This window comes from Bacillus methanolicus MGA3, assembly GCF_000724485.1.
Lineage (GTDB): Bacteria > Bacillota > Bacilli > Bacillales > Cytobacillaceae > Bacillus_Z > Bacillus_Z methanolicus_A.
This window is the reverse complement of the sequence record NZ_CP007739.1, coordinates 271,711-287,296: the sequence shown is the minus strand read 5'-3', so window position 1 is coordinate 287,296 and position 15,586 is coordinate 271,711. Positions and strand designations below refer to the sequence as shown.

At 38.6% G+C, this 15,586-nt stretch carries 14 protein-coding genes and 1 riboswitch; all 14 genes read right to left on the bottom strand.

Annotated elements, in window-relative coordinates:
• Nucleotides 1–147: 147 nt before the first annotated feature.
• On the bottom strand, nt 148–1,668 hold the full coding sequence (gene guaA, locus BMMGA3_RS01600) for a glutamine-hydrolyzing GMP synthase (RefSeq protein WP_185762568.1): 1,521 nt from the start codon (nt 1,666–1,668) through the stop codon (nt 148–150).
• Nucleotides 1,669–1,869: 201 nt separating this feature from the next.
• A riboswitch (purine riboswitch) is annotated at nt 1,870–1,971 on the bottom strand.
• 39 nt (nt 1,972–2,010) lie between these two features.
• Entirely contained in the window at nt 2,011–4,221 is a 2,211-nt protein-coding gene (locus BMMGA3_RS01595) for a transglutaminase domain-containing protein (protein ID WP_003349684.1), read from the bottom strand.
• Complete coding sequence (locus BMMGA3_RS01590; protein WP_003349685.1) at nt 4,218–5,435, bottom strand: DUF58 domain-containing protein; 1,218 nt, start codon at nt 5,433–5,435, stop codon at nt 4,218–4,220. The genes BMMGA3_RS01595 and BMMGA3_RS01590 overlap by 4 nt, the downstream gene beginning before the upstream one ends.
• Before the next feature lie 2 nt (nt 5,436–5,437).
• Nucleotides 5,438–6,391: an AAA family ATPase gene (locus BMMGA3_RS01585; RefSeq protein ID WP_003349687.1), complete on the bottom strand. Its 954-nt coding sequence runs from the start codon at nt 6,389–6,391 to the stop codon at nt 5,438–5,440.
• Between the two features lie 250 nt (nt 6,392–6,641).
• Nucleotides 6,642–7,052, bottom strand: coding sequence for a GtrA family protein (locus BMMGA3_RS01580; protein WP_003349688.1), 411 nt, complete (start codon nt 7,050–7,052; stop codon nt 6,642–6,644).
• Nucleotides 7,021–8,058: a glycosyltransferase family 2 protein gene (locus BMMGA3_RS01575; RefSeq protein ID WP_003349689.1), complete on the bottom strand. Its 1,038-nt coding sequence runs from the start codon at nt 8,056–8,058 to the stop codon at nt 7,021–7,023. Before BMMGA3_RS01575 ends, BMMGA3_RS01580 begins: the two co-directional genes overlap by 32 nt.
• A gap of 21 nt (nt 8,059–8,079) precedes the next feature.
• Entirely contained in the window at nt 8,080–9,759 is a 1,680-nt protein-coding gene (locus BMMGA3_RS01570) for a DUF6044 family protein (RefSeq protein ID WP_003349690.1), read from the bottom strand.
• 364 nt (nt 9,760–10,123) lie between these two features.
• On the bottom strand, nt 10,124–10,906 hold the full coding sequence (locus tag BMMGA3_RS01565) for a VWA domain-containing protein (protein ID WP_003349691.1): 783 nt from the start codon (nt 10,904–10,906) through the stop codon (nt 10,124–10,126).
• Nucleotides 10,907–10,914: 8 nt separating this feature from the next.
• On the bottom strand, nt 10,915–11,565 hold the full coding sequence (locus BMMGA3_RS01560; protein WP_003349692.1) for a hypothetical protein: 651 nt from the start codon (nt 11,563–11,565) through the stop codon (nt 10,915–10,917).
• A complete protein-coding gene (locus tag BMMGA3_RS01555) occupies nt 11,562–11,960 on the bottom strand; it encodes a TadE/TadG family type IV pilus assembly protein (RefSeq protein WP_003349693.1) in 399 nt (132 codons plus the stop codon). The genes BMMGA3_RS01560 and BMMGA3_RS01555 overlap by 4 nt, the downstream gene beginning before the upstream one ends.
• Nucleotides 11,961–11,971: 11 nt before the next feature.
• Complete coding sequence (locus BMMGA3_RS01550; protein ID WP_003349695.1) at nt 11,972–12,406, bottom strand: hypothetical protein; 435 nt, start codon at nt 12,404–12,406, stop codon at nt 11,972–11,974.
• Between the two features lie 2 nt (nt 12,407–12,408).
• Nucleotides 12,409–13,074, bottom strand: coding sequence for a hypothetical protein (locus BMMGA3_RS01545; RefSeq protein ID WP_003349697.1), 666 nt, complete (start codon nt 13,072–13,074; stop codon nt 12,409–12,411).
• A 422-nt stretch (nt 13,075–13,496) separates the two neighbouring features.
• Nucleotides 13,497–14,105, bottom strand: coding sequence for a hypothetical protein (locus tag BMMGA3_RS01535; RefSeq protein ID WP_237712890.1), 609 nt, complete (start codon nt 14,103–14,105; stop codon nt 13,497–13,499).
• On the bottom strand, nt 14,089–15,552 hold the full coding sequence (locus tag BMMGA3_RS01530; RefSeq protein WP_259674475.1) for a hypothetical protein: 1,464 nt from the start codon (nt 15,550–15,552) through the stop codon (nt 14,089–14,091). The genes BMMGA3_RS01535 and BMMGA3_RS01530 overlap by 17 nt, the downstream gene beginning before the upstream one ends.
• Between the last annotated feature and the right edge of the window lie 34 nt (nt 15,553–15,586).

Genomic DNA, 15,586 nt, shown 5'->3' with positions numbered 1-15,586 from the left:
TTAGCAATTGGCTTTGCTTTTTTTATTGTCTAGCTCCAGCGTCTAGGCCCTCGGGGTCATAAGCCATCCTCCTGTGGCGGCTGAAGAACTGCCTCCTCGGAGGCTGTCTTATGCCTGTCGGGCCTGGTCAAGACGCTTCCGCTTTTATTATTCCCACTCAATTGTTGCTGGCGGTTTGCTTGTAATGTCGTAGACGACTCTGTTAACATGGTTCACTTCATTCACAATACGCGTTGAGATAATTTCGAGAACATCCCACGGTATTCTTGCCCAGTCAGATGTCATGCCGTCAATTGACGTAACAGCACGGATACCGACTGTATAATCGTATGTGCGGGCATCACCCATTACTCCAACACTGCGGATGTCAGGAAGGACAGTAAAATATTGCCATATATCGCGGTCAAGACCGGCTTTCTTAATTTCTTCCCGTAAAATCGCATCCGATTCACGCACAATTTCTAATTTTTCTTCTGTTACTTCCCCAAGCACGCGAATACCAAGTCCCGGACCAGGGAAAGGCTGCCTCCAAACGATTTCGTCAGGAATTCCAAGCTCTGTTCCTAAAGCGCGCACTTCATCTTTAAAAAGCGTGTTAAGAGGTTCAATCAGTTTAAACTGCATATCTTCTGGAAGACCGCCTACATTATGGTGGGACTTAATCGTTTGAGCAGTTGCCGTACCGCTTTCAATAATATCCGTATAAAGAGTGCCCTGTGCTAAAAACTCAATTCCTTCCAATTTTGCAGCTTCATCATCAAATACATAAATAAATTCATTTCCGATAATCTTCCGCTTTTGCTCTGGATCGCTGACGCCTTTCAATTTATTTAGAAAGCGTTCCTTTGCATCGACTTTAATAACATTCATGTTAAAACCCTCAGCAAAGGTTTTCATCACACTTTCTGCTTCCCCTTTGCGAAGCAAACCGTGATCAACAAAAATACAAGTTAATTGATCGCCGATGGCTTTGTGAATTAAAACAGCAACAACGGAAGAGTCGACTCCGCCGCTAAGTGCGCAGAGGACTTTCTTATCTCCTACTGTTTGACGGATTTTTTCAATCTCCCTTTCGATGAAGTTTTCCATCGACCAGTCGCCTTTACAGCCACAAACTCCGAAGACGAAATTTTTCAGTATTTCATTTCCGTAAACAGAGTGGCGGACTTCCGGATGGAATTGAACCGCATATAAGTTTCGGCTCTCATCACTCATGGCAGCAATCGGGCATGAAGGATTAACTGCATCGACTGTGAAACCTTCCGGTGCTTCAACAACTAAATCACCGTGGCTCATCCACACAACCTGTTCCTTAGGAAGCTGTTCAAATAGTTTGCTTTGATGCTCGATATTCATGACAGCTTTTCCATATTCGCGATGCTTTGCTCTTTCTACTTTCCCGCCGAAATGTAGTGTCATTAACTGCATCCCATAACAAATCCCAAGAATCGGCAATCCTAATTCAAAGATTTCTTCATCACAGCGAAACGCATTTTCTTCATATACGCTGTTTGGTCCGCCGGAAAAAATGATTCCCTTTGGATTCATTTTTTTAATCTCCTCAGCTGTAATTGTATGAGGATGAAGTTCACTGTAGACGCCGAATTCGCGGATTCTTCTTGTAATCAATTGATTATATTGACTTCCGAAATCGAGAACAACAATCATTTCCTGGTTTTGCAACTCTGTTTTTCCTGGCAAACTGTTCACCTCATTGTTAAAAAATAATATTCAATCACCTTAATTTCTAGTGTTCTCAGCAATTGTCAAAACTTTTCATTTTTTTCTGAAACGCTGATGAATAAAAAGAAAACTAGAACTCTCCTTCCGATAAAAAAGCAGAATTCTAGTTTACGTGCATGAGCAACATATAGAATCATCTGCCTTCATAGTCAAATCATTTACGGTGATTTGGTAGAAACTTTCGAACCATATTATCGAGGATATATGAAGGTTTTTGCTTACAATATTCAAATATAAAGTTATTGTAACAACAGTGTAAAATCGCGGTCAAGCAATCGTTTTTTTAATTAAATTTTCCCATAATTCTTTTAATTCATCCCACGAATTGATTTGAAGCTTCCCTCTATATAATAATTGTTCATAACGGTTCGTTAACTTGCTCATTTCCCTTGAAAAGAAAAAGGTATCAACATAGCGGGCATATTCTCTTAATGTCTGGCCATTTTTTCGTTTTAAACCAATCAGTTCCAGTTGTTTCAACAATGCGAGGTACGCTTTTGCAAACTGTTCATCCTTGTCAATTTGTTTATATTTCCAAATTAAATAGTATGGGAGCCACCTCGCCCGTTTTTTATAAGCCACCAACACAATAGCTGCTAAAAGAACTCCAACAAGAAACATCTCGGGCCAGCGTTCCGCGAAAAATGTCTTTATTTTGTTCCATAGTTCGGGATATGAGAAAGAAGACTTATTATTTGTCTTGTTATCCTGTTTTTCAAATTTTGACGTATCTTGCTGCTTCTCAGGATGTCTTGTTTTTTCTCTGCTCGTCTGATTGTTTTTATACGTATCATAGTTTAAGTGAACATTGCTTGAAAAACCTTTTGTCGGTTCGAACGGTACCCAGCCGACATTCGGAAAATATACCTCAACCCATGAATGAGCATTGTTATTTGTAATTTCAAAAATACGCTTGTTTTGTTCACCAAGTTGCTTAAATTCTCCCTCTGTATATCCTTTTACCCAACGGGCCGGAATGCCAAGAGTCCGAAGAAGAACAGTCATTGAACTGGAAAAATTATCACAATATCCCCGCCTTGTTTCAAATAAAAATTGATCAACATAATCATCGCCTTCCCCAGGAATCGCGACATCTTGCTGGTCATATATGAACTCAGGACTGCTGTGGAAGTAATCTTCAATGGCCTTTGCTTTCTCAAACCATGTTTTCTTTCCTGAAGTAATTTGTAATGCCAGCTCCCTGACCCTTTCCGGCAAATTGTCCGGAAGCTGTGTATACCGCCGGATAAATTCCTCACTCATCCCGCTTGTATCCGAACTGACTGTTTTCATTAATGCGGAAACGCGAAATGTAGGGATTTCATGGTCAAACGAGTATTGGTTTAAAGGCTCAGCCTGTCCTTTTTTTAATGAGTAAATTTTTTCCGTATTCGTATCCAATTCAAACGAAACATTAGGACTGGCATGAATTTTCTGTACACCAGCAGGATAGACAATATGAGGATACCTCTTACTAAAAAATAAAGAAGCTGTTTCCTTTTCTGTTTCGACTCCTGATGAAAACGACGATAAAGGGACTTTGTCTTTTTGCCGGAACGAAACTTTTTCTGGATTCTCGTCAGAAGCTGCCCAGCCTTTTCCTGTATAAACATCTTTTGTTTCAACTTTCCAATAATGCCTCGATTCTACTTGTGCCCTGAAGACTACTTGATTATCTCCAATAAATGGCCCACCAAGCCGCGAATCATCCATTCCATATCCAATTCGCTTTAAAGAGCCATCTCTATCACCGTTATTTTTGGAGCTGTATGATTTAATATAAGGAACAGGATCAGGCCAAATTGGTTCGGATTTAGGTGAAACATAACCTAAAAGAACACTAAAAGCAATCATTCCTGCTAACGGAATCATCCATTTTCTTGCAAACCTATTTTCTTTTCTTATTGATTCTTTTTCAATCAATCGGTAAAAAGTCAGCATTCCCATAATCGCAAAACCACATATGACAGTCCGGACAATCGCAGTATCGGCGGCATAAGGCGTGAACGTATCAAGCACGGTGACGTACACTAATGTCATGAAGAAAAAGATAAAAAGCTTCCTGCGGGTAATTAGCCAATACTGCAAAAGATACGTCATTAGCCATAGCAAAATAAATAACAACAAACTTCGAAACACATCGGTAAGGCTTTGCCAATCCATTTCAAACAAATAACCGATGTTTTCCTGTAAATCAGCGAATAAGAGGGGGATCCATTGAAAGCTGAAGAATGATCCTTCAAAATACAAGTAATTCAGAACATAAAAAATATATATGATCTTCACTGCCGCACCAACAGCCATTTTTGTTCCCCAAAAAGACATGGCAAACGAAAGCAATAGAAAAAATAAAAAAATCCAAGTGTAGGCTGTGTCGGTTAGCTGCTCTAGAGGTCTCAGCCACTCCCACAACAGTAAAAATGCGAAAGCATACAAAAGAAAATGTGAAACATTTCTTTTTGTTTCGTAAGTGGTCATCGCAGGCTCACCTCAGAAAACGCTTCTTGAAATTGGCCGTCCTGAACCATGACAACTTTGATTCCCCGGGCATTCGCGGCTGCTTTTAATGCCAGCTCTTGCTTGGAAGGAGCTTCCCGCGCTTTTTTTATTAAGAAGAAAATGCGAGAAGTTTTGCACTGAGCATAATACCCTGCTTTTTCAATTAAAGGCTTCGTTAATTGTCCTGTGACAAACATAAGCGCAACATTCTGTTGTGTGAAAAACCTCTCAGATTCAATAATTCGGTCTAATGTAACCGGGCTATTATCCTTTACTTTTGCAAGATGGTAAAACAGCTCTAACTGCTGGCTTTCTCCGCCGCGAATCGGAAAAGCGCCTCGTTCCACTCCTGAAGTGAGAAGGCCTGCTTGTGCTCCTTTCTTTAAGATCGCCTTTATAATAGATGCCGTAAATGAAACAATTACTTCAAAATGCGGATTAGGCGCACAGTCCATAATGATATAAACATCGTGGGATTGGCGTTGATCAAACTCCTTTGTCATAATATCGTTTCGTTTTGCAGTCGCTTTCCAGTTAATCCATGAAAAACGGTCGCCCGGTTGGTACTCCCTGATTCCGATGGCCATGGAAGTATCCCTTTGCACCCGTTCCTTTGATGCGGTCATTCCCTGGTCGTAATGATTTTCAAAAGGCCGGTAAATAAGTTCTTCATATGCTGGATAGACGAGAATCTTACTTTCTAAAGGAAGCATCTTTTCTTTTTCAATTAAACCTAGTGGATCTCCCGTTTTTATCCGAATTGTCCGAAAAAAATGCTCTCCCCTCGGTATTTCTTCAATCAAATACTCTATGAAAATCTCTTTTCGAAAGCCTGGAAAAATTAACGTTTTCGCTTTTTTCTTCTGGCGGACGTATGAAAGCGGATATTCCAGGCCATCTTCGATGATCATATAAAATAACGGAAAACCTTTTGTTCTAGTCAAATAGACCTTAATCTTTACTGTTTCTCCAGCATTATACTCCGTTTTAACGAAAACTCTCTCAGCCTCAAAATCTTTTAAAGAATAAAAAGACAGAGCAAGTGCATAAAGCGCGAAAGGCAGAAAACTATAAAACAAAAACCAGCTTACAAACCTCCCTTGAAACATGGCGTATGAAAAAGCAAGGAGGACTAATAACATCAGCATGACTAATTTCCAAATACCTTTAAGAAACGTAAAAAATGTCTTCATTGCTATTTCACTAACCTTTGTATTGGAACAGGGATCCTCGCCATGACCCTGTTAACAATTTCTTCAGCTGAAATCCCTTCAAATTTTGCTTCTGATTTTAAAATAATCCGATGGGCAAAAACAAACGGCGCTAAATACTGAATATCATCTGGAATGACATAATCTCTTCCATACATGAAAGCATAACCTTGAGCTGCTTTCATTAAAGCAATCGATCCGCGCGGGCTAGCGCCTAAATAGACGCTAGAATGCGATCTTGTCCCGTTAGCAATGTCCACAATATAACGTTTAATCGTTTGGTCGACATATACGTTTTTTATTTGATTTTGTAATTCTCTCAATTCTTCAAGACTTATTACCGGCTGCAGCTCTTCAATCGGTGGATTTTTTTCAGCCCGATTCAATACTTCCATTTCTTCATCAATTTCCGGATAACCCATCTTCATTTTTAATAAGAACCGGTCAAGCTGGGCTTCAGGCAGAGGATATGTCCCTTCATATTCGATCGGATTTTGAGTCGCCATGACAAAGAACGGTTTTTCTAGCTTTCGGGTAACACCATCAATCGTCACACTTCCTTCTTCCATTCCCTCTAACAAGGCAGACTGGGTTTTTGGAGACGTTCTGTTAATTTCATCGGCAAGAATAATATTACCCATGATTGGACCCGGCCTGAATTGGAATTCCATTTCCTTCGGATTATAAATAGAAACACCGGTCACATCTGATGGCAATAAATCAGGAGTAAACTGGATCCTTCTAAAATTTGCATTCACGGATTTCGCAAGCGCTCGGACCATCATCGTTTTCCCAACACCCGGAACGTCTTCAAGCAATACATGTCCTTCTGCCAATAAGGCAACAAGGCTCAACTCAGCTACATTCCTTTTACCGATCATGACCTTCTCAATATTTTGCAATATTCTTTCAATCGTTGGGTTCATTTGATCTGACATCTTTTCCTCCTGAATCATATGAAAAAGTAGTTTGAAACCCGGAAATACATAAATAATTATTTTATTCGCTAAAATTTGTAAAAATCCTGTCATTATTGCAGGATGAATGCAGAAATTCCCCATATATTTAGACGGTTTTCTACTATAAGAAGTTTCATTTTTTTCTGAAAACAATTATAAACAAATTGTCTAATCCCAAAACATAAAAAACCCGTTCTATTTCCTTCCAAAATAGACGGGTTTCAGCTTTTTATTTTTTGAAAACAAAATATTTTTGCCCCAGATAATTGGTAACAGTATAGATGGCTGTTCCTCCAATAACAGCAAAGTCTTTTTCCTGTAATGGAAAATCACTGCTTATTCCAACAGACAGCATTCGGCTGATCGTATAGGAGAAGAAATAACAGGAACAAATCACTGCTGCAAATCGGAAGCCTCCTTTTGCGATCGGAACATGGCTATCAAAAGTAAAACTCCTATTCAAGAAATAGCTCGCAATCGCACCTGTCATGTTTCCGAAAAAAGTAGACAGCCAATAAGACATTCCGACAGCATGCATAAGCAAAAACATGATCGTCAAACCAATCATTGTATTAACAACTCCGACTGCCAAAAAACGGATAAACGAGCTAGTTCGTTTCAGATACGTTTCGAAGATCATAGTGAAATGACTCATCGATTATATCCTTATTATCTCTTAACGGCAGCTTCATTGGCATGTTAAAGGAGTCAATATCAATGATAAACCTCGGACGGCGCTTGGACTCTTTATAGATTTTCCCAATATATTCACCAACAAGCCCGATTGCAATCAACTGAAGTCCTCCAATCAGCCAAATCGAGGCAATTAAAGAAGTCCAGCCTGTTTCCGTCTGACCAAAAAATTTTAACCCTAAAAAATAGACTCCAAAAACAAGACTAATAAAAAATGAAGCTAGTCCGATAAATAACACGAACCGGATCGGAGTCACTGAAAAGGAAGTAATACCGTCAAAGGCAAATGCGAGCATCTTCTTTAATGGATATTTCGTTTCCCCTGCAAATCGCTCTTTCCGTTCATAGTAAACAGACGTTGATTTAAATCCAATCAAGGGGACAATCCCCCTTAAAAACAGGTTCACCTCTTCAAATCGTTCAAGCTCCTGAAGCGCCCGCCTGCTCATCAACCGAAAATCGGCGTGGTTATAGACAAGGTTCACACCCATTTTTTGCATCAATTTATAAAAACCTTGTGCCGTGCTGCGCTTAAAGAACGTATCGGTCTCGCGCTTTTTGCGGACGCCGTACACAATCTCATAGCCTTCGTTGAACTTATGGATAAACTCGCGAATAACAGATATATCATCCTGCAGATCGGCATCGACGGAAACGACGCAGTCCGATGACTCTTTCGCCGTAAATAAGCCCGCAAGTAAAGCATTTTGGTGCCCAACATTTCGCGACAATTTCACTCCGCGGATCAGATCCGTTTTCAAACTGGCTTTATGAATGAGCATCCATGTCCTGTCTTTGCTTCCATCATCGACAAATAAAATTTTGCTGTTTTCCGCAACGAGCTCCTCTTGCATCAAATCGATGAGCAAATCATGAAGCTGAGAAAAGGTTTCAGGCAGTACCTCTTCTTCGTTATAACAAGGAACAACAATTGTAAGAACCGGTTTTTTCATAGCTGTTTTCCTCCTGAGAGTTTACATTGCTTTGTATAAGTAAATTTTCCAGGCTGACTCTTTTGATTCAAATATGTTTTCGAGCTGAAGCTGATTGTCTTCTGCATTGTCGATCGGCACGGCAGAAAAAATATAGCGCCCGCCCATTTCCTTAAAAGGCTCGATGTTCAATTCCAAATGTTTCAGCCGTTTTTTCGATGTTTTTTTCAACAAATAGTTCTTCCCGAGCTCATCCGTAAAAATGTAACAGCGGCCGCCCCACTCATCATAGTAAGTCCGGATCGTCTTGTTTTTTGCCAATTCTTTTTCAATAATCTTACGGAACTGATATTTATATGAAAGCGGGTAGAAGTTGTTATACGTATCAAGTGTATAAAATCCGTTATACTGTGCAATTGCCGGATGAATGCCGATGGAAGCAACCCGGTATTGTTCTTGGGGAAGCCCGATGTATTCTTTAATATCATTAAATTGCTTTTCTGCAAAAAACTGTTTCACTGTAGGTTTATTTTGAAAAATAATTTCTTCATTCAAAAAGCTTAGAAGGATCACCTGGGCAAAGATGCAGGCGATTGCCGCCTGTCTCCACTTGGGACCTTGCACCCACATGATCCTAAGCCCAAGGGCAAACAGCAAATAAATAACAAGCGGTCTTAAGAAATGGTACCTGGCAAAATTGAATGTATCGAGAAAATGGAATCTCTCAGTTAATGGAAGCCAGGCCTTATTAAACCAAAAAGCATACCAGGCGGATAAGGCAAGGTTCAACCAGAATAAAAACATAAACACTTTTTCTTTTTTCCAGAGACGATGTTTTATAACCAAGTAAAAGGCAATAAAAATTACCGGGAGAATAACAAACGTATGTACCGTCATCACATGGTGATGGCCAAGCACAAAATTTTTGACAGTTAAGCGGAGAGATCTCCATAAGTCATGACGGGCATGAAAATACTCGTCCCGGCTGTTGGGCTCATTTTCAAACAGAAATGAATAAACCAGCCGATACTCCACAATAAGATAAATAATGGTCATATAAACAATCGACCATAAAAAACGGAGATTCCATCCTTTTCTTCTAATAACGTCAGTCAGCCAAAGAATCCCCATCGCACTTAAGAAAAAGAAAAAGCCGAGCACAATACTCGAGTAAAAAGGCAAAATTGTTAAGACAAGATAGTTTTTCCATGACTTTTCCCCATTGCGGATATTCAAAAACGCCCAAAGTGCAAGCGGCATCCCGAGCGTACTTAACATCCCGGACGGCCAAAATGGCGGGAGTGCAAACGCCAAAGCCACCCCAACCCGAATCCAAGCCCATTCCGGCTTATGAATAAAATGCTTTTTTAGAAGAAGGTACATTCCCAAAAAAGCAACAAACCTTGTAATGGCTTGGCTCAATCCATAAGCGATCATCGTCGGAAAAAGAGCATACAGCCAAACAATCCCGCTTAACTCCGTTCCAAATGCATTTCTCGACAAGTTTCCATTAATTATTTGTGGAATCGTTGCCTCGATCGGACCGAATAATTCCCCGCTCTCTGCCAACACCTTATACCAGGCGATATTGGAATCGAGATTATCATGAACCCGAATGTGTGCATTTTCTCCTAGAATGAATAAAGGGGAAAGAAATACTGCAATAAATAGAAGAGCAAAAACTACATGCCTTCGCTCAGTTTGAATGAATTTTGAAGCCACGACTTACACCTCAAATCGAAGGGTTACTAATAAAGTTTGCAATATCCAGGAAAATATTCCATTTTTGTGCATAAAAAAGCGGCCGTGACATCACGGCCTGATAGCTGCTTAAGATTGATTTGAGTATTATACAGTTTTAAGTTTGCTAATTTGAAGACTTTGGATCCAAAAATAATATTCATGATTATTATCGATATTTATCTTTCATTTCTTCGCCTTTTTCATCAATAGCATCTTTTAATTTTCGTCCTTCTGTTTCTACTGTCTCAATTAACCCTTTGTATTTTTCCTGAAGGTACTCATCTAAAATCTTACGACGTTGTTGAATAAGGCTTTCTACTTCATCCAGTATTTCAGGGCTAATTTATTCCTTGTCTCGCAAATAATATTCGGCATCAGTTAAATGAGCTTTTTCATCATAAATTAAGTTTTGAAATTTTGACTTATTGCTGTAAAGAGCATTTTCTTTCTCATTTTGTTCTCTTGATACATCATTCCAATTTTCAGCACTCCAAGAACTCCACTCATTGTACAGACGAATACGTTCTCTTTCCCAAGCCTGTTTGAAGTCCTCTGCTGTATCCACTGTTTCAAATTCTCCGCCGCCGGCTTCTGCAACCGAAAGCAATTGTTTTTGGCCATTGCTGTCTACATCAAAACCGATGATATTGACAACTGCTTTAATATTGGAATCATGAAGTTCCTTTGCTGCCTTTACCGGATCACCGTCACATGTCTCAATTCCATCACTTACCACATAAATGATATTTTGTCCTGGCTTATTTGCTTTTTCAAAATCCTTTTTTGTTTCCGTAATTGCTAAAGCAATCGGTGTCCAACCTGTAGGTTGGAATTTACCTAATGAAGCTTTAAAATCGGCAGCATTATAAGGTTTTAAATCATAGACCATTTCTGTGCTTCCACATGAAAGTTTTTTATCATTATCGCTGTTACTTCCTTTATGTCCATATACTCTTAGTGAAACATTTGATCCTTCCGGCATAGAAGAGACAAACTGATTTACAGCTTCTTTAGCTAGGTCCATTTTTGTTTTACCACCAATTTTTTGAGCCATACTTCCACTGGCATCAAGCAAAATTGCGATATTAGCCGTTCCGCTGACTTTTTGACCGTTATCTAGCTTCATTCACCATTCTAGTTATAAACACTTTCCAGATATTTAAGCGATGAGCCATATCCCACTTGCGGGATATCTTCTAAGAACTTCGAAATATATTTATGATCGGAAATGGATTCAAATGTTGCGGTAGATTTTATTTCGAGGCGCCATTTTTCTTGTGAGAACTCTATTTCTGTATCCTCTGAATTTGCCTTATTTTCATTAATAATGTCTTGTACGGTCGAACGAACTTTATCCGGAATTTCAGAGGCGGAACTGCCGAAGCGTTCAGTGAATTTATTTTTCAAAAGTGGGTATATACTCAATCTTTTTGGCAATATCTCATTCGCTGCTTTTATATAAGCATCTGCTTCATCTGCTCCATTGTCCATGTACTCCTTTTTCTTTTTCTCAATTAGCTTCCCGATACTATTACCATCTATTCCCTTTTGAGCTAGTGATTGTGGATCAATGCTAGTATCAAATGCCTCAACGGCTTCCTTCGTTTTCTCTAACAAAACAGCTGTACCGGCCAATGCCGCCTGTTCAACAGCAAGATTGGCATGTTCCTTCACTACGTATACTTTGACAATATTAATGGTAAGTACAAAAATGATCGCCACTATGCCCAGCAGCCAGAGCAGATAAAATGTAGCATTACCTTTTTCATTTTGAACATATTTCATGGCACTGGCACCAGCACCTTGCCAATGGCTTCTTGCTCCAATTCCAAAGATGCTTTTTCTCTCCATTGTTTTGGAATAAACGTAAGAGAGTGCTCTGTATACAAGACTAATTTAAACTTTCCGTTTCCTAAATCCGTGGGGACAAGGTCTTTATACGTTATAACGTTACTGCTGCCGAGAGTTTCCTTGGCAGAATCGATCGCTTGACTTAACTGATTAGTGGCTGCATACGTTTTTGCCGCATTATTGACCGCTGTTTTGGCAGTAAATACCGCGTACCCTGATGCCACCACCTGCCAGAGCAGCAGGAAAAACATGAAGTAAAACGGAAGAATACCGAGAAATTCAATGCTGACAGAGCCTTTTTCATTATTGATTTCTTTATTTCTAAACATGTCATGATCCCCTACTTTTCTCCTAGCTTATTTAGTTTGTATTGAAGATACCAAATATGAAAAATAACGAGCAGCCAAGGTTTAAAAATACTTTCATTTAATTGATTTTCTATCATCTCTCTGGCACGAAATACAGAATAATAAAGACAGCCTAAAAAATAAAACGTAATAATCACTTCATAACTGTCTAATATAGCAACACCATAGTCGGTAAACACCAAGCTCCCCATAAAAGAGTAAAGAAAAGAAATTATGGTGAAAACAAAGAAAAATATCCACCATTTATACGGAATCCAATCTTTGGACTGCAGTTTTGTAAATGAATCTTTACGGCTTAAAAACCAATAACATATATATATACCGAAAGTAATGAAAGACATTAATACAATGAAAATCAGATTTGTTTTTTTAAATCCGTTTTCTCTCATCAACACTTCGTTATTCATTGTTAAGCAATCTCCCTGTCTGTTTTATATGAAACTTCACTATATTTTCTAGTGATATATATATAAAAGAACGGAAACAATAAAGTATTGACCAAGACTCTAAGGGCAATATATACTAAAACATTGTTATCAAATTGGTCCACTAACAACGCGGCAAGAAACCACACAAATAACTGAAGAGAGACTAACATCATAATGTCTATAAGAATAAAGATGTTCTCTGTTTTTAAAGAAATCCATACTTTCGAAAAATTATCTTTTAAGCTATTAGAATGTAAAAAAACCGGAGTTAGAAAAAGAAAGGCAGCACCAAAAAGAGTCGGAATGAACAAAAACACCGCTCCAACTAGAGAAAGACCAAATATGATAATTGTAAATATAAGAAGGAATGAAAAATTCTCAATAAAAGCAAGAAAATAATCCTTTAACCCGCTTTCTCGGTCTTCTAAATCATTCATTGTCATTAAACTAAATGGCGGAAAGAGGATAATAAAATTAATGAGTAATATACATAATTTCACAAGACCTGGGTAGCTAAAATGATCTGAGGCGGAAACATAAATAACTAACATCATCGAAATAAAATTTACTGGAATAACGAGAATTAAACAGAGGATGATAATACTTATGAGGTTTCGGTTATAAATTTCCAATACATCTTTAAACATTTTGAGTCTCCCTTTTTCTATTCTTCTTTCTAATGATTAAAAATAAATAAGTAATCATAAGTGAGAAACTCGTACTAAACACTAACGCCCTATTTACCCCTTCTGAATTCGTTAAAGTATCAAAACCAAATAAATACTGTCCTGATAGAATATTTAGAAAGCTTAAGGTAAGACTAGATAAATAGCTGGAAAAATAAGGAGTTTTAGAGTTCCAATAAGGACTAAAAATTCCCGTGAAAAGATAGCTCGGAATGAACAGAAGTAAAATGATCATTTGAACACTTCTCACATTCAAAAAGCCCAAAATCAAACCAGCGATTATTAAATAAACTAGAGGGATGCTAATCGTTTTTAAAAAGCCTTTAAAGTCAAACATATCTTTACTCCAATCTAATGGATCTTAGAGAGAGCAAAAGCTCTCTCTATTTTTGTGCGATTACTTCTTCCGGCTTTTTTAAAAAACCAGGAAGAATAACCAACACGATCAAGGAGATGATATACAAGAGAAATCCGCATATTAAAAAAGTAGTATTTATCCTAAAAAAATGTTGTAATACTGGGCTCCCAATAATGATCAGAAAAGGCGTAGCTAACACAATAAACAACAAAAAGAGGTGAAGCGCTATACTTGCTTTTGATTTATTAGGTTCGGAAAATGAATGAAAAACCTTTTCTTTCATAAGAGTAGAGATTAATAGGACTGATGCCCATAAAATGATTAACAAAATCCATATTTTACTTTCAGCTATAATCATTAAACGAATAATGGGTTGTGCAGAGCAAAAAGCCATCGTCAGAAGAAACCAATAACTCATAATCGAAAAGTAGCGTTTCGAATGGTCCCTTTTCATCCATGATCTAATAATCAATAATGTTGATACCGTAGCTAAACTTAAGTTTACGATTCCGTAAGCCCAGGACCAGTCAGGAAGAGCACTCGCAATTAGGGCAAAAAAATAAAGAGAGAAAAATGCAGAACCCATTCTACTGTCTTTCAACTGAATACGTTCTTGTCTATCCAAACATACCACCTAATTTCTTTAAACCAGACATCACTTTTCCACCAACTTCTGAAATTTTATTTCCGATTGTTTTAGCTCCGGAAGACAATTTATCATAACCCCATTTAAATCCGTTACGAATGACAGAGCGAAGTGCTTTCCCAGGACGTGAATTCATGAAGAAATAAGAAAATATTCCAACAGCTAAACCTGCCGCTGCTCCAGCAATAGTGCCTGCACCAGGAAATACTGATCCTCCCGCAGCACCCGCTGCAGCACTGCTTACTATAGCGGAAACTAGCGTTGTTCCTGCACCTATAGTGACATCTGTTGATAAATCGGCATAAAAATCAGTTGTATTAAATTTATCTTTTTTGCTTCCTAGAGTGTAATCATACATGGTTTGTCCAGTTGTCAAAATCCAATTAGTTACACCATTGCCTTTTAACATCTTTGAAACTTTGAAAAAATCTTTGTTTATTGCCCATTTTGTTTCAATTTTAGGTACTTTATGTCCCTTTATCTTCACTTGTGTTTCTTGTTTATAGAAAGGGATCCAACTATCTTTAATACTCTTTTTAAGAGTTTCTTTAAATCCTGCCAGACCTTTACTTTTTAAAAACTCTTTCTTTTCAAAATCATTATAGTTTCGCTTGTTATTTTTAATATCCTTAGAGTATCGATCTAAAAACCATTGCATTATTTTACTATCGGATTTTCTATTCCCGAGAAATTTATACCCGCCTTTTTTAGGATGGTCGATAAATTTATATCCCGCTATACTAGCAACAACCCCTTGGGCTATGTTATCTGTTGCAAAAATAATATCCGTGCCAAATTTCTTAATCTTATTTTTGTAAAATTCAAAAAGTGTTTGCCCCCAACCACCTTCACTCGTTTGAGAATTTGTACTCACTTCACTATTTGAGGAACTATTATTCCCTGGAAGGCCACTTCCATTCGGGATCTGACCTCCATTCGGTCCCTGACCACCATGTAAACCTTTACCACCATTTAGAACCTGGTCGCCATTTAAACTTTGACCACCGTTTGGTCCTTGCCCCCTGTTAATAACCTGACCACTGTTTGGAGCAAGTCCTCCATTTGGACCGGGCCCACCATTTACACCTTGACCTCCATTTGGTCCCTGCCCCCCAATAATACCTTGGCCTACATTTACACTTTGACCGCTGTTTGGTCCCTGACCGCCATTAATACCTTGTCCTCCACTTGGACCTTGACCACCTTCAAAACTGTAACCTCCATTAATAGTGGTTCCCCCTTGAAGGGCGCCGCCTGTCTCTAGATATCTTAATTGCCAATATAGAGATTCAGAGGTAAAGGGCAATGCGTTTGGAATGATGAATACCCCATTTTGATATGGGCTCCTCGGTAGTATCGGCCGGCCGGAAGCTCCCCCTGTTTTGTCTGGTGCTGCTGCTTCTCCCGGTGCAATTGCTTTTCCAGGATTATACACCTGGCCCGGAATGATAAATTGACCTCCCTTGATC